At 58.6% G+C, this 22619-nt stretch carries 22 protein-coding genes and 2 pseudogenes; 12 read left to right on the top strand and 12 right to left on the bottom strand.

Annotated elements, in window-relative coordinates:
• The first annotated feature begins 80 nt into the window (after window positions 1-80).
• A pseudogene (locus tag ACZ9BB_RS02540) lies at window positions 81-1273 on the top strand (MFS transporter).
• Here the strand turns inward: ACZ9BB_RS02540 and ACZ9BB_RS02535 are convergent.
• The 3 genes and pseudogenes from ACZ9BB_RS02535 to ACZ9BB_RS02525 all read right to left on the bottom strand — a co-directional run bounded on the left by ACZ9BB_RS02535 (window position 1209) and on the right by ACZ9BB_RS02525 (window position 4994).
• A complete protein-coding gene (locus ACZ9BB_RS02535) occupies window positions 1209-2141 on the bottom strand; it encodes a DMT family transporter (RefSeq protein WP_476212397.1) in 933 nt (310 codons plus the stop codon). The pseudogene ACZ9BB_RS02540 and the gene ACZ9BB_RS02535 sit on opposite strands and share 65 nt — an antisense overlap.
• Before the next feature lie 163 nt (window positions 2142-2304).
• Window positions 2305-3749: pseudogene (locus ACZ9BB_RS02530) on the bottom strand (NCS1 family nucleobase:cation symporter-1).
• A gap of 408 nt (window positions 3750-4157) precedes the next feature.
• The gene (locus tag ACZ9BB_RS02525) at window positions 4158-4994 is read right to left on the bottom strand and encodes a CvfB family protein (protein WP_030131899.1); all 837 of its coding nucleotides are present in this window, start codon (window positions 4992-4994) and stop codon (window positions 4158-4160) included.
• Window positions 4995-5345: 351 nt separating this feature from the next.
• Between ACZ9BB_RS02525 and ACZ9BB_RS02520 the strand changes: the two genes are divergently transcribed.
• From ACZ9BB_RS02520 to ACZ9BB_RS02510, 3 genes are all read left to right on the top strand, one after another.
• On the top strand, window positions 5346-5534 hold the full coding sequence (locus tag ACZ9BB_RS02520) for a hypothetical protein (RefSeq protein WP_017337097.1): 189 nt from the start codon (window positions 5346-5348) through the stop codon (window positions 5532-5534).
• A gap of 222 nt (window positions 5535-5756) precedes the next feature.
• A complete protein-coding gene (locus tag ACZ9BB_RS02515; RefSeq protein ID WP_476212396.1) occupies window positions 5757-6473 on the top strand; it encodes a TorF family putative porin in 717 nt (238 codons plus the stop codon).
• A 77-nt stretch (window positions 6474-6550) separates the two neighbouring features.
• A complete protein-coding gene (locus ACZ9BB_RS02510) occupies window positions 6551-7417 on the top strand; it encodes a DUF6279 family lipoprotein (protein ID WP_476212395.1) in 867 nt (288 codons plus the stop codon).
• A 103-nt stretch (window positions 7418-7520) separates the two neighbouring features.
• On the opposite strand, the gene ACZ9BB_RS02505 is transcribed toward ACZ9BB_RS02510, so the two are convergent.
• A complete protein-coding gene (locus tag ACZ9BB_RS02505; protein ID WP_476212394.1) occupies window positions 7521-7913 on the bottom strand; it encodes a transcriptional regulator in 393 nt (130 codons plus the stop codon).
• 201 nt (window positions 7914-8114) lie between these two features.
• Between ACZ9BB_RS02505 and ACZ9BB_RS02500 the strand changes: the two genes are divergently transcribed.
• Entirely contained in the window at window positions 8115-8849 is a 735-nt protein-coding gene (locus tag ACZ9BB_RS02500) for a DUF899 domain-containing protein (protein WP_476212393.1), read from the top strand.
• A 244-nt stretch (window positions 8850-9093) separates the two neighbouring features.
• On the opposite strand, the gene ACZ9BB_RS02495 is transcribed toward ACZ9BB_RS02500, so the two are convergent.
• A complete protein-coding gene (locus ACZ9BB_RS02495) occupies window positions 9094-9312 on the bottom strand; it encodes a hypothetical protein (RefSeq protein ID WP_476212392.1) in 219 nt (72 codons plus the stop codon).
• A gap of 94 nt (window positions 9313-9406) precedes the next feature.
• On the opposite strand from ACZ9BB_RS02495, the gene ACZ9BB_RS02490 reads away from it, so the two are divergent.
• Window positions 9407-9682 carry a hypothetical protein gene (locus ACZ9BB_RS02490; protein WP_476212391.1) on the top strand — a complete coding sequence of 92 codons (276 nt, stop codon included), beginning with the start codon at window positions 9407-9409 and terminating at the stop codon, window positions 9680-9682.
• Between the two features lie 133 nt (window positions 9683-9815).
• Here ACZ9BB_RS02490 and ACZ9BB_RS02485 read toward each other — a convergent pair whose 3' ends face one another.
• On the bottom strand, window positions 9816-11162 hold the full coding sequence (locus tag ACZ9BB_RS02485) for a DEAD/DEAH box helicase (RefSeq protein ID WP_476212390.1): 1347 nt from the start codon (window positions 11160-11162) through the stop codon (window positions 9816-9818).
• A 193-nt stretch (window positions 11163-11355) separates the two neighbouring features.
• Between ACZ9BB_RS02485 and ACZ9BB_RS02480 the strand changes: the two genes are divergently transcribed.
• Window positions 11356-12654, top strand: a complete 1299-nt coding sequence (locus ACZ9BB_RS02480) for a mechanosensitive ion channel family protein (RefSeq protein ID WP_476212389.1) — start codon at window positions 11356-11358, stop codon at window positions 12652-12654.
• A 50-nt stretch (window positions 12655-12704) separates the two neighbouring features.
• Here the strand turns inward: ACZ9BB_RS02480 and ACZ9BB_RS02475 are convergent, their stop codons facing one another.
• From ACZ9BB_RS02475 to ACZ9BB_RS02465, 3 genes are all read right to left on the bottom strand, one after another.
• Window positions 12705-13574 carry a carboxylate/amino acid/amine transporter gene (locus ACZ9BB_RS02475; RefSeq protein ID WP_476212388.1) on the bottom strand — a complete coding sequence of 290 codons (870 nt, stop codon included), beginning with the start codon at window positions 13572-13574 and terminating at the stop codon, window positions 12705-12707.
• A 255-nt stretch (window positions 13575-13829) separates the two neighbouring features.
• Window positions 13830-14429, bottom strand: a complete 600-nt coding sequence (locus tag ACZ9BB_RS02470) for an FMN-dependent NADH-azoreductase (protein WP_063341269.1) — start codon at window positions 14427-14429, stop codon at window positions 13830-13832.
• Between the two features lie 153 nt (window positions 14430-14582).
• Window positions 14583-14912 (bottom strand): 3-phosphoglycerate kinase, encoded by a 330-nt coding sequence (locus ACZ9BB_RS02465; RefSeq protein ID WP_476212387.1) that lies wholly within the window; start codon window positions 14910-14912, stop codon window positions 14583-14585.
• Between the two features lie 49 nt (window positions 14913-14961).
• On the opposite strand from ACZ9BB_RS02465, the gene ACZ9BB_RS02460 reads away from it, so the two are divergent.
• From ACZ9BB_RS02460 to ACZ9BB_RS02445, 4 genes are all read left to right on the top strand, one after another.
• Window positions 14962-15885, top strand: a complete 924-nt coding sequence (locus tag ACZ9BB_RS02460; RefSeq protein ID WP_429545826.1) for a PA3225 family LysR-type transcriptional regulator — start codon at window positions 14962-14964, stop codon at window positions 15883-15885.
• A gap of 14 nt (window positions 15886-15899) precedes the next feature.
• Window positions 15900-16703 (top strand): alpha/beta fold hydrolase, encoded by an 804-nt coding sequence (locus ACZ9BB_RS02455; protein WP_063341271.1) that lies wholly within the window; start codon window positions 15900-15902, stop codon window positions 16701-16703.
• 3 nt (window positions 16704-16706) lie between these two features.
• Entirely contained in the window at window positions 16707-17264 is a 558-nt protein-coding gene (locus ACZ9BB_RS02450; RefSeq protein ID WP_007902463.1) for a peptidylprolyl isomerase A, read from the top strand.
• Between the two features lie 93 nt (window positions 17265-17357).
• Entirely contained in the window at window positions 17358-19190 is a 1833-nt protein-coding gene (locus tag ACZ9BB_RS02445; protein WP_476212386.1) for an ABC transporter ATP-binding protein, read from the top strand.
• Window positions 19191-19236: 46 nt separating this feature from the next.
• On the opposite strand, the gene ACZ9BB_RS02440 is transcribed toward ACZ9BB_RS02445, so the two are convergent.
• The 3 genes from ACZ9BB_RS02440 to ACZ9BB_RS02430 form a co-directional block, all read right to left on the bottom strand.
• Window positions 19237-19725: a GNAT family N-acetyltransferase gene (locus tag ACZ9BB_RS02440; RefSeq protein ID WP_476212385.1), complete on the bottom strand. Its 489-nt coding sequence runs from the start codon at window positions 19723-19725 to the stop codon at window positions 19237-19239.
• Between the two features lie 101 nt (window positions 19726-19826).
• A complete protein-coding gene (locus ACZ9BB_RS02435; RefSeq protein ID WP_476212384.1) occupies window positions 19827-20315 on the bottom strand; it encodes a GyrI-like domain-containing protein in 489 nt (162 codons plus the stop codon).
• Window positions 20316-20383: 68 nt separating this feature from the next.
• On the bottom strand, window positions 20384-21046 hold the full coding sequence (locus ACZ9BB_RS02430) for a LysE family translocator (protein WP_476212383.1): 663 nt from the start codon (window positions 21044-21046) through the stop codon (window positions 20384-20386).
• 138 nt (window positions 21047-21184) lie between these two features.
• On the opposite strand from ACZ9BB_RS02430, the gene alaC reads away from it, so the two are divergent.
• Window positions 21185-22402 carry an alanine transaminase gene (gene alaC / locus ACZ9BB_RS02425; RefSeq protein ID WP_476212382.1) on the top strand — a complete coding sequence of 406 codons (1218 nt, stop codon included), beginning with the start codon at window positions 21185-21187 and terminating at the stop codon, window positions 22400-22402.
• Window positions 22403-22619: the final 217 nt, after the last annotated feature.

Here is a 22619-nt window from a genome sequence, read left to right as displayed (position 1 = left end):
TTCTCACTATTATTCATTTTTAAAGAAAGTCAATCAGTCCTAGCCTGACGGTCATTGATCCTCGAAACGGAACTCAGACCATGTCCCCTCTGATTCGCTTAACCGCCAGCTTTATTGCCTTGATGATGGCCATGGGCATCGGGCGTTTCGCCCTCACTCCGCGCAACTGCCGCACTTGCTCAGCGAAGGCCAGATTGACCTGACCGCCGCCGGTCTGATTGCCGCCGCCAACTACCTCGGGTACTTCGTGGGCGCGGTGGACGCGATGTTTGCCCGTCACCCCGATCAGGTTCGCAGACGTCTGCTCGGCGGTTTGTGGCTCTGTGTGCTGCTGACCCTGGCCTCGTTCTGGGCCAACGGGTTCTGGTCGCATCTGGCGCTGCGTTTCGGTACGGGCGTAGCCAGCGCCTGGGTGCTGGTGATGATTACCGCGTTGAGCCAACCGCTGGCGGCGGCGGCCGGACGTCCACGGCTCGGCGCCCTGGTCTTTGCCGGACCGGGCCTGGGGATTTTTCTGACAGGGTTGCTGGCCTTGGGCTCGAACCTGCTGGGGCAGACGTCCGCCGTCTTGTGGCTGGTATATGCCGCTGTCGGGCTGGTGATGCTGCTGGGGATTCTGCCGTTTCTGCCGCAGCCAGCCGCCCCTTCCATGGCGACAGCGCCTGCCGTCGCATCGAGCGCCCAAGGTGTCGGACGTTTGCCGGTGATCTATGGTTTGTACGGTTTGGGCTACATCATCCCGGCCACTTTCCTCTCGCAAATGGCCAGCGCGCAGTTCCATGGGCAATGGCAAGCCGATCTGTTCTGGCCGTGCTTCGGCCTGGCGGCGGCGACCGGGGTCGTATTGGTGAGCTTGCGTCGGCACAACCCGGACGCCACTCGTCACTGGCTGATGGCGACGCTATGGCTGCAAGCCGCGGGTGTATTTGCTTGCCTGTTGGGCAGCGGTGCCGGCCTGGCGCTGGGGGTGATTCTGTGTGGCGGCCCGTTCCTGGCTTGCATGCAACTGGTGATGCAGCGCTCCCGGGAACTGGCGCCCCACGCCACCCAGCGCAACGCCGGGCTGCTGACCGCGTGCTTCGCCGTGGGTCAGCTCAGCGGGCCATTGCTGGCGGCGCTGAGCAGTCATTTCAGTGGTGGATTGCAACCCGCGCTGGTGATCGCCGGCAGCGGTTTGATCATCGCTGGAGGTCTGTTGCTACGCCCGGTCAGGGCTGCCCAAGTGCTTTGCGCAAACGACGGCGGATCCACTGTTCTGCGCTCACAAAAGTGATCCCGAGCAGCACCATCACCGCGCCGATCACGAAGTTCAGGCTCAGTTCTTCGCCCAGCAACACCACGCCGAACGTGACGCCGAACAGCGGCGTCATGAACGAAAACACCGCCAGGTTCGCCGCCAGATAACGGCGCAGCAGCCAGAACCAGGTCAGGTAACTGAAGAACGACACCACCAATCCCTGGAACAGCACGCTGGCCACGGCAACAGTGGTCAGGCTGACATGGGTGACCTGGCCGCTGAGGATCGCGATCAACAGCAGGCCGACGAAACCGACGATCAGTTGATAAAACAGCGTCAGGGTCACCGGCGCCTCTGACAGACGCGAGGCGCGCACCACCACGGTGGTCGCGCCCCACGACGCACCAGCCAGCACGCCCAAGGCGTCGCCCATCAGCATGCGGTGGTCGAGGTTGTCCCAGGACACGCCCCCGGCAAACGCAATGGCAATGCCGACGAAGGCAAGAACAATCCCCAGCCACTGCACCGGTCTTAAACGCTCACTCGGCAGCAGCCAATGCACGCCCAACGCGGTGAAAATCGGCGCGGTGTAAAGAAACACCGACATGTGCGCTGCCGTGGTCAGTTGCAGGCCTTCGGAAATGAACAAGAACTCCAGGCCAAACAACGCACCGGCCAATAAGCCGCCGCGCCAGGTAGTACCGACCTGATCCCAACCGCCCTTCCAGCAGATCAACAATCCTACGAGCAATGCGGAAATCCCCGACCGCCCCGCCGCCTGCATGACCGGCGCGATGTCGGGCGCGGCCCACTTGATCATCACCTGCTGCACACCCCAGATCAGGCACAACCCGACCATCACCTGCAGGGCAAATCCATCGGCGCTACGCCGGGTGGCGCTCACCGGAACACCTCGACAACACAATCCATGGCAGTGACTCGACAGTAAAAGCAAAGCCCCGACCCTCTGGCTGAGCAGAGTGTCGGAGCGAAAAATTATGCCGTCGATTATTAACCAGATGGACAGAAAAAGGTGTCTGCAAAAGACCTTTAAATCGCCGCTTGCGTCATCCCGCTATGACCAGCGCCGCCGACTGCTGTGCCTGCTCGCGCTTGGCCAGCGCGAAGTACAGGACGCCGCCGAGAAAGCAGCCCGTGAACCAGGCAAAATTGGCCATCGGCTGCAGGACCGGAATGAAGGTGATCGCAACGCCCATCAGGGTGGCCGGAATCAACGCCTTGACCGCCGTCCAGTTGATCCCGCCGCTGTAGTAATAACGCCCGCTCGGGCCATCATTGAACAGCGCATCGACGTCGATCTGCTGTTTTTTGATCAGGTAGTAATCCACCAACAGAATCCCGAACAGCGGGCCAATGAACGCGGCCAGCACATCGAGGGTGTAGTGAATCACTTCGGGGTTGTTGAACAGGTTCCACGGGGTGATGAAAATCGAAGCCACGGCGGCGATCATGCCACCGGCGCGCCAGCTGATTTTGCTCGGGGCGACGTTGGCGAAGTCGAACGCCGGGGACACGAAGTTGGCGACGATATTGATGCCAATGGTCGCCGTGACGAAGGCAAAGGCGCCGAGCAGCACCGCTACGCTGTTGTCGATGCGCGCCACAGTGGCGATCGGGTCGTGAAGCATTTCACCGAATACCGGCAAGGTGCCGGAAACGATCACCACGGTCACCAGCGAGAACGCCAGAAAATTCACCGGCAGGCCCCAGAAATTGCCGCGACGCACGTCGTTCATGCTGCGGCAGTAGCGACTGAAATCGCCGAAGTTCAGGGTCGGACCGGAAAAGTACGACACCACCAATGCCGTTGCCACGATCACTTGACCGAAAGCTTCCCAGCCAGACAGAGATTTTTCCGCCAGGGTGAAGCTAATGCTGCTCCAGCCGGCCTGCCAGACGATCCATCCGGCGAGCAGGAACATCACGCCGTAGACCACCGGGCCAGCCCAGTCGATGAAGCGGCGGATCGACTCCATGCCAGTCCAGAACACCAGCGCCTGGACGAACCACAGGCTGAGGAAACCGAACCAGCCGAGGTAGGACAAACCGGCAAAGTGTGGTTCGGCGTAGGCCGCCATTGAAGGAAAAAAGCGCAACACGACAATGATCAGGGCGCTGGACGCCAGGTATGTCTGAATCCCGTACCAGGCCACCGCGATCAGGCCGCGGATGACTGCAGGAATATTCGCCCCGAACACCCCGAACGCCAGTCGGCAGATCACCGGGTATGGCACCGCCGCTTGCTGACTCGGCTTGGCCACCAGATTGGCGATCAACTGCACGATGCAAATCCCCCCCAGCAACGCAATCAACACCTGCCAACTGGCCAGCCCAAGCGCAAGCAGGCTGGCGGCGAACACATAGCCGCCGACGCTGTGCACGTCACTCATCCAGAAGGCAAAAATGTTGTACCAATTCCATTTCTGCGGCAGCGGCCCCAGGTCCTGGTTATCAGGCGTGGGCTGTAGCCGTTGGGCAATTGCTCGGTCATCGCAGGGCTCCTCGAAAGTACAGGCGCGGCCCCCGAGATGATGTGGCGACCACACTGCGTACGGGAGCCGGCATGGTTTGTATACGAATTGCTACGCAGAATGCGTGCCACGCGCTCGAAACATGCGACAAATCAGGCTTTAAACTCTGTTCAGAGCAAGGCCTTTAAGACGTAGAGGGGGTGATAACGCCCATGAACAGGGCATAAGCGCCTGCAAACGGTGCAGGACGTTATGTATACAAAGAGATGGGTGACTGCTACGCAGTCGATCGCGAGCAGGCTCGCTTGTATGGTAGGACTTGAAGGGAGGAGAAGGGATTTTCGGTCGACGCATACCGTAGGAGCTGCCGCAGGCTGCGAGTCAAAAGATCGCAGCCTTCGGCAGCTCCTACAGGAGCCGGCGTAAGGTCAGCTGAGCTCGATACGATCAGCGTGAATGACGATCTGGCCGTTCTTGTACAACGCGCCGATGGCCTTTTTGAAGTTGCCCTTGCTGACGCCGAACATGCTGCTGATCAGCGTCGGGTCGCTCTTGTCGCTGACTGGCAGAGTGCCGTTGTTGTCGCGCAACTTGGCAAGAATCTTCGAGTTCAGACTGGTGGCGGCTTCCTCGCCCACCGGTTGCAAGCTCAGGCTGATCTTGCCGTCGGCGCGGACTTCTTTGATAAAGCCCTTCTCTTCTTTGCCGGCACGCATGAACTTGAAGATTTCGTTCTTGTGAATCAGGCCCCAGTGCTTGTTGTTGATGATTGCCTTGAAGCCCATATCGGTCGCTTCGGCCACCAGCAAATCAACTTCCTGGCCAGGTGTGTAGTTGGCCGGGGTCTTGTCCAGGTAGCGGTCCAGACGCGCCGTCGCGGTGATGCGTCGCGTGTGTTTGTCGAGGTAGACGTGCACCACGACATACTCGCCGGCGGTCATCTGGCGCTTTTCTTCGGAATACGGCAGCAGCAGATCCTTCGGCAAACCCCAATCCAGGAACACGCCGATGCTGTTGACTTCAACGACTTTCAAACTGGCAAATTCACCGACCTGAACTTTTGGCTTTTCGGTCGTTGCGATAAGTTTGTCATCGCTGTCCAGATAAATAAAAACGTTGAGCCAGTCTTCATCTTCGCTGGGAATATCTTTAGGGATATAACGATTAGGCAGGAGGATTTCGCCATCCGCGCCACCGTCCAGATATAAACCGAAGTTAGTGTGTTTAACCACTTGCAAACTGTTGTAGCGCCCGACTAAAGCCATTTCCAATACCCTCATTGCGTGGGCGGCATTCTACCCGGTTTTGCGGGCGGCGTTCGGTGGCCAGCCCGGTGGCGCATGAAAATCCGCGGGAGGCCTTAATTTTCCTGAGGTTGACCGGCTGCGTTTGGCCGCTCGTCAGGCCAATCAGGTGGTCTGCACGCTGGGCAGCCCATCCGAAAAGCGCTATTTCTTCACCGAGGTTTTTAGTTAAAACAGTAGCTTAGGGGAATATTCCGAATAATAACTTGCGATTGTTCGCGCGCCTGCCATGTGTATTTCAGGAGGATATTTGCCAAGCAATTGTCAAGTATTTCCTGTACGATGCCTGGCCAAGTTAATTTCTACAGGTTAATGGCCGCCATGCGTGTAAAAGCATCCAACAGCAAAGCAAAGCCAGCCCCAGCCGTTGAAACCAGCGAATCGATCAACAACCAGATCGCTGCGTTCCTCAAGTCCGGTGGCGAAATCCAGCAAATTGCCAAAGGCGTCAGCGGCCAGACGTTCGGCCCGTCCAAGCAGATCACCTTGGGCAAGAAGTAACATCCCCCCAAAGATCCGCCGCGTCACCTGGTCCCTAAGCGCTTTGAGCTTCGAAGCGCTTGGACTGGAACCCTCCCGCAATACCCCATAAAACAAATCAATCTTTCAAAAATCGACGAACGGGCCTTGATGCCAAGTATTCGCCGGTATGCTTGCACACGTCTAGATCAAGCGTTTTAGCAGGTTTTCAGGACCTGCTCCTCGCTGTTCAAGGAGTGACGCATGCTCAAGCCCTCTCTTTTTCTGCTCGCCAGCTTGCTGTGGTATTCGGTCGCCCAAGCGCAAGTCTTCCAGCGCGAACTGGGCGACTTCGATCTCAAACTCGCCACCACACCCAGCCGCAGCATGGCCCTAGGGCTGGTCAAACCCTCGACGACCGGCTCGTTCCATGGTGGCCTCGACCTGAGCCACGACAGCGGCTTCTACATGGGTCAATGGTCCCCCAGCATGGGGCTGAGCCCGTCGAGCAACCTTGAAGTCGATTCCTACATGGGCTTTAAACAGCCCTTCGATCAATCCCTCGGCTACGAAGTGGGCATGATCCATTACAGCTACCCGAAAGTGGACACCCTCGACAGCCAGGAGCTGTTCGGCGGCCTGACCCTGCTGGGCAGCCGCTTCGGTGCAGCCTTCAGCAACGATCCGGACAAACAGAACAGCACCTTGTTCGCCGACCTCAGCGGCAATCAGCCGTTCGGCATCGGGGTCAGCCTGAAATACACCACCCACCAACTCAACACACCGGTATCCGTCGACGGCGGGTATGTAGGCAGTTTTACCGACTGGTCAGTGAAATTATCCCGGCCGTTCATGGGCATCGATCTGGACTTGATCTACAGTGATTCAAGCCTGAGCGGTAGCGATTGCTCCGCCTATTCCGGGCACAACAGCGAGTGCGACGGCCTGGTCACGCTCAAGGCCGCACACAGCTTCTATTGATCGGCTGAACTGCCGGGCTCGTCCTGCAATCACATAAGAGAACCCGATAAGAAACCAGGTCTTCGCAAGGACTTGCCATGTCGCACTGGTTGAAACAGATCACCGTCATCATCACCCTCAGTCTCACCGTGGCCGCATGCAGCCGCGTGGGCCTGGCTTACCGTAACCTCGACGTGATCATTCCCTGGACGCTCAGCGAGTACCTGGACATGAACCGCGAGCAAAAGGACTGGTTCAACGAGCGCCTCAAGGAACACCTGATCTGGCACTGCACCACGCAACTACCCGGCTACCTCGATTGGCTTGATCGTTTACAGGCCATGGTCGTGAACAACCAAATCACCGACGCCGCACTGCAAACCCGCACTCAGGAAGCCAGACAGGCCATCGCCGAAACCGCCCGGGAAATCACCCCGTCGGCCATTGAGCTGTTGCAGGGGATGGATGACAAGCAAGTCGCGGAAATGAACGACGCTTTCGCCAAGGACCAGCGCAAACGCCAGGAGGAATACCTCAAGCCGTCTCTCGAACAACAGATCAAAGAGCGGAGCAAGCGCATGGAAAAACGCCTGAATGACTGGCTCGGCCCGCTCACTCCAACCCAACAGCAACGGGTATTGGCGTGGTCGAATGCCCTGGGTGACAAGAACAAGCAATGGGCTGCCAACCGTGCCCATTGGCAACAGCAATTCAGTGCGGCAGTCGTGCAACGGCAGAGTCCGGATTTCCCACAGAAAATCGAGACACTTCTGGTGAATCGCGAGCGTTTGTGGACGCCTGAATATCGTGAGGCCTACACCAACGCCGAAGCCCAGGCTCGGGCCTTGCTGGTGGACTTGATGGCCGAGAGTACACCGGTTCAGCGTGAACGGTTACTGAAGAAGATTGAAGGCGTGCGCAAGGATTTCACTGATTTGAAATGTCTGAAAGCGGCGCAAAAATAAACAGCTTCGCGGGCAAGCCTCGCTCCTACGGATAAACGTCGTTCATGCATTTTGTGAACGACACAAACTCGAGCGAGGCTTGCCCGCGAAGCTTCTTACGCTATCAAGCAATCTGCGCCTTCGACGCCACTTCATCGAACGTCAATTCATCCAGCGCATCTTCCTGCTCATCCAGCATCTCGCGCGGATGCTCATTACCCGGAATACTGCTGTCGATCAGGCTCAACAAACTCGAGCCCCGAGGCGTCAAAATGTAGTTCTCGCCGTTGCCGCCCTGATCATCCGGTCGAGGCTCGATATAGCCTCGCAGCAACAGTATTTTTTCGTACTCACCAGCCACTGTTTTCAGGTGATCCAGGTTCTCAAACGCCTCGCCCGCAGCAGCTTTCTGCGCCGCATACTGCTCGGCGTAGGGCCGTGGGGTGAAGATGTGGCCAGCGCCGTTCTGCACTTCATGCAGCAAGCGCTCCATCAAATCCCAGTTATAAGTCGTCATCCTGATCAACCTCCAGTGCCCGCGAGTGAGATGGCCTTCATAGGTTGTGACCGACATGAACGGCAGCCGTTCAGCCAAAGTATTTCGCCCTACCGACCGGCGGCCTGTCGATTTAAGCGCAGGCCAAACGACTAGGCTGTGTAAGACGGTTTACCCCTCTGCGCGGATCGACTTTCGCCAAAGCATGCAGGAGAAATCACCATGAACATTCAGAACCATCCGGTCGTGTCCCGAGAAGAATGGATCGCCGCCCGCAAACTACACCTGGCCCACGAAAAAGCCTTCACCAGGGAACGAGACAAACTCAGCGCCGAACGCCGCGCCCTGCCCTGGGTGAAAATCGACAAACCCTACCGCTTCCAGGGCCCCAACGGCGAACTGAGTCTGGCCGACCTGTTCGGCGGCCGCAGCCAATTGATCGTCTACCACTTCATGTTCGCCGCCGGCTGGGACGAAGGCTGCCCCGGCTGCTCGTTCCTCTCCGACCACATCGACGGCGCCAACCAACACTTGGCCCATCACGACGTGGCCGTGGTCGCGGTTTCCCACGCACCGTTCGCCGAATTCCAGCCTTTCAAACGGCGCATGGGCTGGAAATTCGACTGGGTCTCGTCCGAAGGCTGCGACTTCAACTACGACTTCGGCGTCAGCGCCCGGGCCGAAGACGTCGCCTCTGGAAAAGCTACTTACAACTACGAAAGAACCGACGGCGCCGAAGAAGAACTCCCGGGGCTTAGCGTGTTTTATCGCAATGAAGCGGGGGAGATTTTTCACACCTATTCAACATATGCCCGCGGCCTGGACTTGCTGGTCGGCGCCTACAACTACCTCGATCTCACACCCAAGGGGCGTAATGAAGAGGAAATCATGGACTGGGTGAGGCATCACGATCGGTATGAAGACAGGGCACCGGCCAGTTGCTGTCATGGGGGATAGACCGCAGCCATCGCGGGCATTGGCTCGGGTTGAACACAACATCCGTGAACACCATAAATCCCCTGTGGGAGCGGGCTTGCCCGGGTAGAAACCGGAGATATCCTTTACGTTTTAAACCGGAGAGATCGTTTACAGGTATGAAATACGGTCAGGAGGTGCCTGATCATGCCCTTCAATCGTCAGCCCCATATACGTCTCGGACTCAACGGTTATCACGGCATCGCCCAGTTTAATGCGTGCTGTATCAAGTTCCTGGGAGCCACCTACGCCCCAGGAACTCCCCCCAGCCTGCAGCGCCACGTGATGTAAGCACCGCAACCAAAGCGGCCTTCAACACGTAGTCATACTCATCCCCAAGCCGGATGCTGGTGATATCCCCTACTTTTTCGAACTCAAGCTGTTTTTCCACGTCTGGTTTCTCGATGAAGGGACTGCTCTGATAGCCGCTTCCTGGCTCGGTCATGCAAACATACCCTGCGGCTCTCGGAAGCTGAACTTTTCACCCACTTCCCCCCTCAACCGGATAACTCGCCTTAACCGGAACTGAGGCCCAACCCATGAAAACCCTGTTGAAACTCACTATCGCCGCCACCCTCACCTGCGCCCTCCCCGTTTGGGCCTGCCCTCCCGACGAAGCCACCGCCAAGCGCGAACAACTAGCCAGGGAGGTCGCCAAGATCACTGAGCAGAATCCGGCCAAGGCCAAGGAGATCAACGACGAGTTGCAGAAGATGGATCTGGACACGGCCAGCGCGGATTTGCCCGACAAGTGCCAGCTGATCGATCAGCGCCTCAAGGAGCTGGAATCGGCGGAGAAGAAAGCCAAAAGTTAACGGCAAGATCAAAAGATCGCAGCCTTCGGCAGCTCCACCGGTTTGAGCGTGCAGCTGTAAGAGCTGATGCGATCTTTTGACGCAAAAAAAACCCGGACACTGTCCGGGTTTTTTATTGGATCGCTACGGCGCCTTACTCAGCAGCCGGCGCTTCCGGCTTGCGGCGCTTGAGCGGGGCCATGCCGTCCTTGCTGACCAGCGACAGGGCGTCGGTCTTCGGGCGGTTGGCGATTTTGCGCTTGGTCGGGGCCTTGGCGCCGGTTTTCTTCTTGTCGCCCTTGGCGTCGACCTTTTTCTTCTTCACGCCAACGGCTTTGCCCGAGGCCTTGACCTTTTTCGGTCCGCCGTAGGTGCCTTTGACTTCCTTGATGGTGCGGCGCTCGAAGCTCTGCTTGAGGTAGCGCTCGATGCTCGACATCAGGTTCCAGTCGCCGTGGCAGATCAGCGAGATGGCCAGGCCATCGTTGCCGGCGCGGCCGGTACGACCGATGCGGTGCACGTATTCGTCGCCGCTGCGCGGCATGTCGAAGTTGATCACCAGGTCCAGGCCATCCACGTCCAGGCCACGGGCAGCGACGTCGGTGGCCACGAGGATTTTCACCCCGCCCTGCTTCAGGCGGTCGATGGCCAGTTTGCGGTCTTTCTGGTCCTTCTCGCCGTGCAGCACGAACGCTTTGTATTCCTGTGCCACCAGGCGGCCGTAGATACGGTCGGCCATGGCCCGGGTGTTGGTGAAGACAATGGCTTTCTGGTAGGTCTCGTTGGCCAGCAACCAGTTCACGATCTGTTCTTTGTGCTGGTTGTGGTCAGCGGTGATGATCTGCTGACGGGTCGTCGAGTTCAGTTGGCTGACTGCGTTGAGCTGCAAGTGCTCAGGGTTGTTCAGCACCTTGGCGATCATCTCGCGCAGGCCCGAACCGCCGGTGGTGGCGGAGAACAGCATGGTCTGCTGACGGTTGGTGCACTCGTCCACCAGACGCTGAACGTCTTCGGCGAAGCCCATGTCGAGCATGCGGTCGGCTTCATCCAGCACCAGCACTTCGACTTCTTTGAGGTCGAGGTTGCCGGCGTTCAGTTGCTCGATCATCCGCCCCGGCGTACCGATCAGGATGTCCGGCACCTTGCGCAGCATGGCGGCCTGGACCTTGAAGTCTTCACCGCCGGTGATCAGGCCGGACTTGATGAAGGTGAACTGAGCGAAACGCTCGACTTCCTTGATGGTCTGCTGGGCCAGCTCGCGGGTCGGCAGCAGGATCAGGGTCTTGATGCTGACGCGGACTTTGGCCGGACCGATCAAGCGGTTGAGGATCGGCAAAACGAATGCAGCGGTTTTGCCGCTACCGGTTTGCGCTGTCACCCGCAGGTCACGCCCCTGGAGCGCCAGCGGAATGGCCGCTGCTTGCACAGGCGTTGGCTCGACAAATTTAAGCTCGGCCACGGCTTTGAGCAGGCGTTCGTGCAGGGCGAATTGGGAAAACACGGGTGCTACCTCGAAGAAATACAAAAAAACAGCTGCATAGGGTAACGGTTTCGAGCGCGAAGGCCGAGTTTCTTTATACAAACGGCTGCAAACAGTAGCTTTTTTGTTGCCTGGTTTGTCTCAAAACGTCATCCGGAACGTCTTAAATGCTCTAATCGCCCCGTCGCATCCTACAGAAGAACCGTTTTTGCCCATGGATATCAAACAGCTCTGGCTCAACGCCCAAGACCTCTGGGGTGCCCTCGATCAGCACCCGCTCCTGCATTCCACGCTCGCGCTGATGTTGCTGCTGGGGGTGGCGCTGGTACTCGGACGAGTGGCGCGTTACCTCATTCTTCACGCGACCAAAATGCTCGGTCGCCAGCCATCGCTGCACTGGATCAATGATTTTCGTCACAACAAGGTGTTTCATCGCCTTGCGCAAATGACGCCATCGCTACTGATCCAGTTCGGCCTGCACCTGGTACCGGAGCTGAGCAAGACCGCCCTGAACTTCCTCGGCAATGTGGCGCTGGCGTTCACCATTCTGTTCCTGGTGTTGGCGATCAGCGCATTGCTCAATGCCCTGCTCGACATCTATGCCCGCACTGAACACGCCCGTACCCGCTCGATCAAGGGCTATGTGCAACTGGCAAAAATGGTGTTGTTCGTGTTCGGCGCGATCATCATTGTCGCCACGCTGATCGACCGTTCGCCGCTGTTGCTGCTCTCGGGTCTGGGCGCCATGTCGGCGGTGATCCTGTTGGTGTACAAAGACACCTTGCTGTCGTTCGTCGCCAGCGTGCAACTGACCAGCAACGACATGCTGCGGGTCGGCGACTGGATCGAGATGCCACAAGTCGGTGCCGACGGCGACGTAGTGGACATCACCTTGCACACGGTCAAGGTGCAGAATTTCGACAAGACAATTGTGTCGATCCCGACCTGGCGCCTGATGTCCGAATCGTTCAAGAACTGGCGCGGCATGCAGCAGTCTGGCGGGCGACGAATCAAGCGCAGCCTGTTCATCGATGCCAGTGGCGTGCGGTTTATTCGCGACGACGAAGAGCTGAAGCTGTCCCAGGTGCATCTGCTGACTGACTATATGAGCCGCAAGAAAGCCGAGCTCAAGGCCTGGAACGAAGCCCAGGGCAACGTCGCGGCGATGGCGGCCAACCGTCGGCGGATGACCAACATCGGTACCTTCCGCGCCTATGCGCTGGCGTATCTGAAGAGTCACCTGGAGGTTCAGCCGAACATGACCTGCATGGTTCGCCAGATGCAGACCACCGCCCAGGGCATCCCGCTGGAAATTTACTGCTTCACCCGCACCACGGTGTGGGCCGATTACGAGCGGATTCAGGGGGATATTTTCGATTACCTGCTGGCGGTGTTGCCGGAGTTTGGCTTGAGCCTTTATCAGCAGCCGAGCGGCGGTGATTTGCGGTCGGGGTTGCTCCCGGCAGTGTTGGGCGCGAGCCACATCCCCGAACCCGAAAAACACGTGATGTAGCACTCCCCCTGTAGGAGCGCGGGCAAGTCGGATCGCCGCACCGCTCGCTCCTACGAAGAGCGGATTGCGGTCGGCCTGACACACAACCGGCTAATCCACACCGCCATCAGAATCACCGACCCACCAAACAACAACCGCCCCAGTTCTTCATGCTGATTCCAGATCAGCAAATTGATCAACAACCCCACCGGCACATGCAGGTTGTTCATCACCGCCAGTGTTCCGCCATTCACCAGGCACGCGCCCTTGTTCCACCAATACAACCCCAGCGCGGTCGAGACCAGGCCGAGGAACAGCAGCACGCCCCATTGCAGCGGTGCTTCGGGCAGGAAGTTCTGTTTGCCGAATAGCAGAAACGCCGGCAACGCTACCGCCAACGCGCCCAGGTAGAAGTAGCCGAAGCGCCGGTAATGCGGCAGATCACTTGGATGGCGGGCCACCAGATGTTTGTACAGCACCTGCCCGGCGGCATAGGTGAAGTTGGCCAGTTGCAGCAACAAAAAGCCCATGAAGAAATCCGGGTTGATCCGGTCAAAGCGAATCACCGCCGCGCCCGCCACTGCCACCAGTGCCGCAATCAAGGCCCACGGATTGAAGCGCCGGTTCAGCGCGTCTTCGATCAGGGTCACGTGCAACGGCGTGAGGATGGTGAACAGCAGCACTTCCGGCACCGTCAGCACCCGAAAGCTCAAATACAAACAGACGTAGGTCACGCCGAACTGCAACGCGCCGATCAGCAACATCCCACGCATGAACGCCGGCTCGACCTGACGCCAGCGCGTCAGCGGAATGAACACCAGCCCCGCCAGCAGCACCCGCACCAGCACCGCGAAGTAGCTGTCGACATGACCGGCCAGGTATTCGCCGATCAAACTGAAGGAAAACGCCTGGATCAGCGTGACAAAAAGTAGATAGCCCATGCTCGCCTCATTTCGAATGGCGGCGACGATAACGGGTTTTGCCTTTCATCGCGAACAGTCAGGCAATACACAAGCCCACAGATTTATGTTGCGCTCACAAAATCGCAGACAAAAAAAGCCCGATCTCGCTAATGCGTTCAATCGGGCTAGAGCACTCAGGAGCAACAAGTGCAAAGGGAGGTTCGATGCGCGTACAGGCTTGAAGGGTTGCGCCAGGTCACTAGACCATCCAGCGATTATCTGGCGATTAACGGTTCAGGCGACCTGGGAAAGCTTGGCGTTGGCCTGGTTCAAGCCTTTTTCCTGGAAGTCGCCGCCCAGGTTCATGCCTTCGGCGTGAATGAACGTGACGTCGTGGATGCCGATGAAGCCCATGACCTGACGCAGGTAGGGTTCCTGGTGATCCGCGGTGCTGCCGGCGTAGATCCCGCCGCGAGCGGTCAGCACATAAGCACGCTTGCCGCTGAGCAAACCTTGCGGGCCGGTTTCGGTGTACTTGAAGGTCACACCGGCACGCAGCACGTGGTCGAGCCAGGCTTTCAAAGTGCTCGGAATGGCGAAGTTGTACATCGGCGCTGCCATCACCAGCACGTCGGCAGCCAGCAGTTCGTCGGTCAGCAGGTTGGAGCGTTCCAGCGAGGCCTGTTCGATCTCGTTGCGCTGTTCGGCAGGTTTCATCCAGCCGCCCAGCAAGTTGATGTCCAGATGCGGAACCGGGGTGGTGGCCAGGTCACGGACGGTGATCTGGTCGGCCGGATGTGCGGCTTTCCATTGGCTGATGAAGGTCTGGGTCAGCTGGCGGGAAACCGAGTCTTGCTGACGGGCGCTGCTTTCGATGATCAGAACGCGGGACATGGGATGTAGCCTCCATCTGAGAATGCTGTAGGTCGATGGAGTGAAGGTTAAACAGAGTCATATCGATGAAAAAGCGCAAATAACTGCTATAAAGCATCGATAAATTCGTTTATAAGCTGAGCATGTCCCAGCCGGCATGCTCTGCGCTCGATGTCATTTCGGGGTGCAGGTCAGGTCGATACGCAGCTTGATGATGGTGCGGGTGAACTTGGCCGTGGCATTTTTGTGTTTGCCGGCGGGTATGTCGATCTTGCGGGTGCGCGGCGCTTCCGGGCCGTTGTTGAAAACCACTTTGCAAGACACATCGGTGTCGCCGTAGTTGTTGACCTGAATGGAGCCGATGTCGGCATCCGTATCGTAGGCGTTGTAGTCGACCTTCAAACCGTTGAACTGTTTATTGACGTCGATCGGATAGGCAAACGCAGCCAGCGGCAACATCACCAACACCGCACAACCCGCTATCACACAACACAGTTTTTTCATTCGGCAGCCTCCAATAAGGACTGCCAGCTTAGGACAAGAGGAGCCCAACATGAAAGCGCCCCGCGTGACCCTTGATCAATGGCGAACGTTGCAGGCCGTGGTCGATCACGGCGGTTTCGCCCAGGCCGCCGAAGCGCTGCACCGCTCGCAATCGTCGGTCAGCTACACGGTAGCGCGCATGCAGGACCAGCTCGGTGTGCCGCTGTTGCGCATCGATGGCCGCAAAGCCGTGCTCACCGAGGCCGGCGGCGTACTGTTGCGCCGCTCCCGGCAACTGGTCAAACAGGCCAGTCAACTGGAAGACCTGGCCCATCACATGGAACAAGGCTGGGAAGCCGAAGTGCGGCTGGTGGTCGACGCCGCCTACCCCAGCGCCCGCCTCGTTCGCGCACTGACCGCGTTCATGCCGCAAAGCCGTGGCTGCCGGGTGCGTCTGCGCGAGGAAGTGTTGTCGGGTGTCGAGGAAGTGTTGCTTGAAGGCGTGGCCGATCTGGCCATCACCGGGTTCAGTATTCCCGGGTATCTGGGCGCGGAATTGAGCGACGTCGAATTTATCGCGGTCGCCCACCCCGAGCATTCCTTGCATCGCCTGAACCGCGAACTGAACTTCCAGGACCTGGAAAGCCAGATGCAAGTGGTGATCCGCGACTCCGGCCGTCAACAACCGCGAGACGTCGGCTGGCTCGGCGCCGAACAGCGCTGGACCGTCGGCAGCCTGGCCACCGCCGCGACTTTCGTCAGCAGCGGCCTGGGTTTTGCCTGGCTGCCCCGGCACATGATCGAGCGCGAACTCAAGGAAGGCACGCTCAAAGTGCTACCGTTGGATCAGGGTGGCAGCCGCAACCCGAGCTTCTTTCTGTATTCAAACAAGGACAAACCCTTGGGCCCGGCGACGCAGATTCTCATCGAACTGCTGCGCACCTTTGATACCGCGCCGCTGGATGCACCTTTCGCCGCCCCTGAACAAGCCTGACATGGAGTGTACGTATGGCCTATTTCGAACATGAAGGTTGCAACCTGCACTATGAGGAATATGGCCACGGCACGCCGTTGCTATTGGTTCACGGGTTGGGCTCCAGCACCCTGGACTGGGAAATGCAGATCCCGGCGCTGTCAGCCCACTACCGGGTGATCGTCCCGGACGTACGCGGCCACGGGCGCTCCGATAAACCCCGTGAGCGTTACAGCATCGCCGGATTCAGCGCCGACCTGATCGCTCTCATTGAACACTTGCACCTCGGCCCGACACATTATGTTGGGCTTTCCATGGGTGGCATAATCGGCTTTCAACTGGCGGTCGATCAGCCGCAATTGCTCAAAAGTCTGTGCATCGTCAATAGCCAGCCGCAAGTCAAAATGCAAAAGCCCAGTGACTACTGGTGGCTAATCAAACGCTGGAGCATGGCCCGACTGCTGAGCATGGAAACAATCGGCAAAGCCTTGGGGCGCATGCTGTTTCCCAAACCCGACCAAGCCGATTTGCGGCAAAAAATTGCCGTGCGCTGGGCAAAGAACCACAAACATGCTTATCTCGCCAGCTTCGATGCCCTCATAGGCTGGGGGGTTCAGGAACGACTTTCGCGAGTCACCTGTCCAACCCTCATTGTTAGCGCAGACCACGATTACACACCGGTCTCGGTGAAGGAAACTTACGTAAAACTGCTGCCCGATGCGCGGCTGGTCGTGATCGCCGACTCGCGCCACGCCACCCCGCTGGATCAACCGGAACGCTTCAACCAAACGCTGCTCGAATTTCTCACCGCAGTCGACACCACTACTCAGGATCACTGACTTATGCTGAAAAAAATCGCCCTCGTCGCCGGCTCCGTTCTGTTTGCCGCCAACCTGATGGCCGCCACGCCCGCCAAGGCGCCGCACGTGCTGCTGGAAACCACCAACGGCCAGATCGAAATCGAACTGGACCCGGTCAAGGCGCCGATCAGTACCAAGAACTTCCTTGAGTACGTCGACAGCGGCTTCTACAACAACACGATTTTTCACCGTGTGATTCCGGGCTTCATGGTCCAGGGCGGCGGTTTCACTCAGCAGATGCAGCAAAAAGAAACCAAGGCGCCGATCAAGAACGAATCCAAAAACGGCCTGCATAACGTGCGTGGCACCCTGTCCATGGCCCGCACCTCTGTTCCGGATTCGGCCACCAGCCAGTTCTTCATCAACGTCAAAGACAACGACTTTCTCGACCAGGGCGACGGCTATGCCGTGTTCGGTAAAGTCGTTAAAGGGATGGACGTCGTCGATGTCATCGTGAACTCCCAGACCACCACCAAAAGCGGCATGAAAGACGTGCCGGCAGACCCTGTCTTCATCAAGTCGGCCAAGCGCATCGACTGAGAGTAAGCTGGACAGGGAGTCTTGAGCGGCCGCCGGTTCTGCCGGCGCCGCTCATATCGTTTAAAGGAGAGCCCGTGCGCGGGCGGAGAACTGATGCTTTATCGTCGTTTTGAAAAACTGATCGACATTTTCCGCGATGCACCGACGGCGGCTCCGCCGGATCGGGTTCTCCCCTTCTATACCTATTACCTGAAACAGGTCTGGCCGAGTTTCGCCGTGCTGCTGATCGTCGGCCTGTTCGGCGCGCTGATCGAAGTGGCGCTGTTCAGTTATCTGAGCCGCATCATCGATCTCGCCCAGGGCACGCCCAACATCGATTTCTTCAAGGAACACGGCGTCGAACTGGCCTGGATGGCGGTGGTTGCGTTGGTCCTGCGCCCGATGTTCGTCGGCCTGCATGACTTGCTGGTGCACCAGACCTTGAGCCCCAGCCTGACCAGCCTGATCCGCTGGCAGAACCACAGTTATGTGCTCAAACAGAGCCTCAATTTCTTCCAGAACGACTTCGCCGGGCGCATCGCCCAACGCATCATGCAGACCGGCAACTCGTTGCGCGATTCGGCTGTGCAAGCGGTGGACGCGCTATGGCACGTGCTGATCTACGCGATCAGTTCGCTGGTGCTGTTCGCCGAGGCTGACTGGCGCCTGATGATCCCGCTGCTGACCTGGATCGCCGCCTTCATCGGCGCCCTCTACTACTTCGTGCCACGGGTCAAGGAACGCTCGGTCGTGTCCTCCGATGCGCGCTCCAAACTCATGGGACGGATCGTCGATGGCTACACCAACATCACCACCCTGAAGCTGTTCGCGCACACCAATTTCGAGCAGCAATACGCCCGCGAAGCAATCAAGGAACAAACCGAAAAAGCCCAACTGGCCGGCCGTGTGGTTACCAGCATGGACGTAGCCATCACCAGCATGAACGGCCTGCTGATCGTCAGCACCACTGGCCTCGCGCTGTGGCTGTGGACGCAGTCGCTGATCTCAGTGGGTGCAATTGCCTTGGCCACGGGGCTGGTGATCCGCATCGTCAACATGTCTGGCTGGATCATGTGGGTGGTCACCGGTATTTTCGAAAACATCGGCATGGTTCAGGACGGTTTGCAGACCATCTCTCAGCCAGTCAGCGTCACCGACCGCGACCAGGCCAAGCCTTTGGATGTGGCGCGTGGCGAGGTGCGTTTCGAGCACGTCGATTTCCACTATGGCAAGAAGAGCGGGATCATCGGCGGCCTCAACCTGACCATTAAGCCCGGCGAAAAAATCGGCCTGATCGGCCCCTCCGGCGCCGGCAAATCGACGTTGGTCAACTTGCTGCTGCGCCTGTATGACGTGCAGGGCGGGCGGATTCTCATCGACGGCCAGAACATCGCCGAAGTCAGCCAGGAGAGCCTGCGCGAACGCATCGGCATGATCACCCAGGACACGTCGCTGCTGCACCGCTCGATCCGCGACAATTTGCTGTACGGCAAACCCGACGCCACCGACGCCGAACTCTGGGAAGCGGTGCACAAGGCCCGCGCCGACGAATTCATCCCGTTGCTGTCGGACTCTGAAGGCCGCACCGGTTTCGATGCCCACGTCGGTGAACGCGGCGTCAAACTCTCCGGTGGCCAGCGTCAGCGGATTGCCATCGCCCGGGTGCTGCTCAAGGACGCGCCGATCCTGATCATGGACGAAGCCACCTCGGCACTGGACTCGGAAGTCGAAGCGGCGATCCAGGAAAGCCTCGAAACCCTGATGCAAGGCAAAACCGTGATCGCCATCGCCCACCGCCTCTCGACCATCGCCCGCATGGACCGTTTGGTGGTGCTGGAAAACGGCAAGATCGCCGAAACCGGCAGCCACGCCGAACTGCTGGCCCATGGCGGCTTGTATGCGCGGTTATGGCAGCATCAGACCGGCGGGTTTGTCGGGATCGATTGAATCTTGCGATCAAACCGGCCCATGCTGGATCTGGGCCGGCCGCTGATTACAGCGTCAACACCATCTCATGCCACGCCATCCCGCCATGGTCGGACGCCGAAGGCTTGATGTAGGCAAAGCCAAACCCGGCATAGAGTGGAATGTGCCGCTCTTTGCACATCAGGTGGATGCTGGCCTTGTTCAGTGCACGCATGCGCTGGATGAACTCACCCATCAAACGTTTCGCTAGGCCCTGCCCTTGGTAGTCGGGATGTACCACCACCGACATGATCACTACGTGCGGGCCGGCCGGGTCGTGGCCGATCAGTTCCTTGAACGCCTCGTCCGACATCTGCACCTCAAACGCCGCTCCGGAATTGATGAAACCGGCTACAACGCCATCCACTTCAGCGACGATGAAGCCCTCGGGCCAAGTGGCGATGCGGGTGGCGATTTTCTCGCGGGTGGCGGCTTCATCGCCTTCGTAGGCAACGGTTTCGATGGCGTAGCAGCGGTCCAGGTCGGCGGAGGTGACGTGGCGGATGACGGTGTTCATGGCAACTCGGAATCAGCGGGGGAAAGGCTGGAGATCATAAATTAATAAGGTGTTGATATCGATCAGAGAGGCGGACCGACGATCCGCCCTCGACCCGCTCATTACGCTTTGAGCGGCAGCCAGATTTCCAGCACGCCAGTGTTGAGCCTGGGGTTGAAATCGTCGCTGTAGCGTTCGAAATCCGGGGCATCCGCTGCCTCGCGACCGGACTGCGGTAGCCAGGTTTTCCAGATGTACTGAAAGGTTTGCGGCAGGGTATCCAGCGAGCCCTTGTGCTCGAACACCGCGTAATACTGGGGCTGAATCTCGATCCAGCGGTATTTCTCGGGCAGGTCGTCGAGCTTGCTGATCTCGACGCCGGCGATGTATTCGAAACCACCCTTGCCGTCGGGATTACAGCAAACACCGTAGGTCACTTCGCCCTGTTGGCCGGGCACATTGCCGAGGTGCGGGACGAATTTTTCCCACAGTTTGGGAATCTGCTTTGGGGCGGTCTCTTGGGTAAATCGTCCGCCAAGCCCTGCGATGAGCATGAAGTGCCCATTTTCGAAGCGTGGTTCAGCGATTTCGACGCTTTTTTGCTCATCCATGACTCGACTCCTGGAACGAAAAAAGTAGGTTCGGCTGGGAGTATAGAAGCCAAACCCGATTCGCCCAGTTACAGTGCATGCAACTGTTCGATGGCGCCCGGACCGATAAACTCGTTATACCCCGATAAGATCACGTAGACCGCGAAATAGCAGAAGATCGCTGCTGATGCCATGTAGGAATAACGCAGCAGTTTGTCACCAAGTAATTTGCCGCCGTGACTTGCAGCGAAGCACAGGCCGACACACCAGAGTACTCCGGCGCACAGGAAGCCGCCGAGAAACAGTGCCGAACTGAGGGCGCCACCGCCGCCGGAACGGGCGATCAGCGTACCGCCCACTGCGGCGAACCAGAGAATGGCGCTGGGCGATGACATGGCGAGAAAAATGCCGCGGAAAAATTCGCGTCGGTGCGAGTTGTGCCCCACCTCCGAGGTTTGCGCCAACAGCGCTTCGTGGTGAATCGCCGAATAAATCATCTTCGCCGCGAAATACACCAGCAACGCCGAGCCGCCGATCCACAACACCCAGCGCACGGTTTCGTACTGCAGCAACACGGTCATGCCGGCCAATGCCAGCACCGCGTAAATCAGGTCGCCGACACAGGTCCCAAGCCCCAAGGCAAAACCTTGAAAGTAACCGCGCTGCATCGCCAGGGTGATCATCGCGATATTGGCCACGCCGATGTCCAGGCACAGCGAAAGGCTCAACAGGAAGCCACTGGTAAATTCCATCGTCCAATTCCTTGGGAAAAAATTATTCATGCGCAGGCTAGACAGTTTGCCACGACTGCCCTTACATTCCGCCACAGGCCACCGCAGTGGCCAGCGTCGCTCGGACGGTTCCGGGCGCTTACGTTATCCGAGGCAACAATGGCCGAACAAGGTTCGCCGCGCCGCTTTGCGCGCATAGATCGACTCCCCCCTTACGTTTTCAATATCACTGCCGAGCTGAAGATGGCCGCCCGTCGTCGTGGCGAAGACATCATCGACTTGAGCATGGGCAACCCCGACGGCGCCACACCGCCGCACATCGTCGAAAAACTCGTCACCGTTGCCCAGCGTGAAGACACCCACGGCTACTCCACGTCCAAAGGGATTCCGCGCCTGCGCCGGGCGATTTCCAATTGGTACAAGGATCGCTACGCGGTCGATATCGACCCGGAAAGCGAAGCCATCGTCACCATCGGTTCCAAGGAAGGCCTGGCGCATTTGATGCTGGCCACCCTTGACCAGGGCGACACCGTGCTGGTGCCGAACCCCAGCTACCCGATTCACATCTACGGTGCCGTGATTGCCGGCGCCCAGGTGCGATCGGTGCCGCTGATCCCTGGCGTGGACTTCTTCGCCGAGCTGGAACGGGCAATTCGCGGCTCGATCCCGAAACCGAAGATGATGATCCTCGGCTTCCCGTCCAACCCCACCGCCCAGTGCGTGGAGCTGGATTTCTTCGAGCGGGTGATTGCCCTCGCCAAACAGTACGACGTGCTGGTAGTGCATGACCTGGCCTACGCCGACATTGTCTACGACGGCTGGAAAGCTCCGTCGATCATGCAGGTGCCCGGCGCCAAGGACATCGCGGTGGAGTTTTTTACCCTGTCCAAGAGCTACAACATGGCGGGCTGGCGCATCGGCTTCATGGTCGGTAACCCGGAACTGGTCAACGCCCTGGCGCGGATCAAGAGCTACCACGATTACGGCACCTTCACCCCGTTGCAGGTCGCGGCCATTGCGGCACTGGAAGGCGATCAGCAATGCGTCAAAGACATCGCCGAGCAGTATCGGCAGCGTCGCAACGTGCTGGTCAAAGGCCTGCATGAACTGGGCTGGATGGTCGAGAACCCGAAAGCGTCGATGTACGTCTGGGCCAAGATTCCCGAGGCTTACGCGCACCTGGGCTCGTTGGAGTTCGCCAAGAAACTGCTGGCCGAGGCCAAGGTCTGTGTCTCGCCGGGCGTCGGATTTGGCGAGTATGGGGATGATCATGTGCGCTTCGCGCTGATCGAAAACCAGGACCGGATTCGTCAGGCCGTGCGCGGGATTCGCACAATGTTCCGGGCGGATGGGTTGGTTACCAAAACCAACGCCTGACACACAAAACCCGGAGAGAACAAACATCTGTGGCGAGGGAGCTTGCTCCCGCTGGGTCGCGAAGCGGCCCCAAAACCAGTCACCGCGTTTTTTTCAGATAGAACGCGGTGGACAGATTTACGACTGCTGCGCAGCCGAGCGGGAGCAAGCTCCCTCGCCACAAAAAGCTTGCTCTACATTGTGCTAGACCTCTCCCACAAAAAAACCGCATTGCTGC

The sequence above is a fragment of the Pseudomonas sp. TE3552 genome (assembly GCF_056278945.1).
This window is presented reverse-complemented; position numbering and strand designations above follow the sequence as displayed.

Excerpts from the sequence above, each read along its gene's own strand:
- ACZ9BB_RS02505 (WP_476212394.1), bottom strand. The coding sequence starts at position 7,913 with ATGACGACTTATAACTGGGATTTGATGGAGCGCTTGCTGCATGAAGTG.
- ACZ9BB_RS02455 (WP_063341271.1), top strand. The coding sequence starts at position 15,900 with ATGGCCTATTTCGAACATGAAGGTTGCAACCTGCACTATGAGGAATAT.
- ACZ9BB_RS02430 (WP_476212383.1), bottom strand. The coding sequence starts at position 21,046 with ATGGAATTTACCAGTGGCTTCCTGTTGAGCCTTTCGCTGTGCCTGGAC.
- ACZ9BB_RS02450 (WP_007902463.1), top strand. The coding sequence starts at position 16,707 with ATGCTGAAAAAAATCGCCCTCGTCGCCGGCTCCGTTCTGTTTGCCGCC.
- ACZ9BB_RS02435 (WP_476212384.1), bottom strand. The coding sequence starts at position 20,315 with ATGGATGAGCAAAAAAGCGTCGAAATCGCTGAACCACGCTTCGAAAAT.
- ACZ9BB_RS02470 (WP_063341269.1), bottom strand. The coding sequence starts at position 14,429 with ATGTCCCGCGTTCTGATCATCGAAAGCAGCGCCCGTCAGCAAGACTCG.
- ACZ9BB_RS02525 (WP_030131899.1), bottom strand. The coding sequence starts at position 4,994 with ATGGCTTTAGTCGGGCGCTACAACAGTTTGCAAGTGGTTAAACACACT.
- ACZ9BB_RS02520 (WP_017337097.1), top strand. The coding sequence starts at position 5,346 with ATGGCCGCCATGCGTGTAAAAGCATCCAACAGCAAAGCAAAGCCAGCC.
- ACZ9BB_RS02500 (WP_476212393.1), top strand. The coding sequence starts at position 8,115 with ATGAACATTCAGAACCATCCGGTCGTGTCCCGAGAAGAATGGATCGCC.
- ACZ9BB_RS02440 (WP_476212385.1), bottom strand. The coding sequence starts at position 19,725 with ATGAACACCGTCATCCGCCACGTCACCTCCGCCGACCTGGACCGCTGC.
- ACZ9BB_RS02475 (WP_476212388.1), bottom strand. The coding sequence starts at position 13,574 with ATGGGCTATCTACTTTTTGTCACGCTGATCCAGGCGTTTTCCTTCAGT.
- ACZ9BB_RS02460 (WP_429545826.1), top strand. The coding sequence starts at position 14,962 with ATGAAAGCGCCCCGCGTGACCCTTGATCAATGGCGAACGTTGCAGGCC.
- ACZ9BB_RS02490 (WP_476212391.1), top strand. The coding sequence starts at position 9,407 with ATGAAAACCCTGTTGAAACTCACTATCGCCGCCACCCTCACCTGCGCC.
- ACZ9BB_RS02465 (WP_476212387.1), bottom strand. The coding sequence starts at position 14,912 with ATGAAAAAACTGTGTTGTGTGATAGCGGGTTGTGCGGTGTTGGTGATG.
- ACZ9BB_RS02495 (WP_476212392.1), bottom strand. The coding sequence starts at position 9,312 with ATGACCGAGCCAGGAAGCGGCTATCAGAGCAGTCCCTTCATCGAGAAA.
- ACZ9BB_RS02445 (WP_476212386.1), top strand. The coding sequence starts at position 17,358 with ATGCTTTATCGTCGTTTTGAAAAACTGATCGACATTTTCCGCGATGCA.
- ACZ9BB_RS02480 (WP_476212389.1), top strand. The coding sequence starts at position 11,356 with ATGGATATCAAACAGCTCTGGCTCAACGCCCAAGACCTCTGGGGTGCC.
- ACZ9BB_RS02510 (WP_476212395.1), top strand. The coding sequence starts at position 6,551 with ATGTCGCACTGGTTGAAACAGATCACCGTCATCATCACCCTCAGTCTC.
- alaC (WP_476212382.1), top strand. The coding sequence starts at position 21,185 with ATGGCCGAACAAGGTTCGCCGCGCCGCTTTGCGCGCATAGATCGACTC.
- ACZ9BB_RS02515 (WP_476212396.1), top strand. The coding sequence starts at position 5,757 with ATGCTCAAGCCCTCTCTTTTTCTGCTCGCCAGCTTGCTGTGGTATTCG.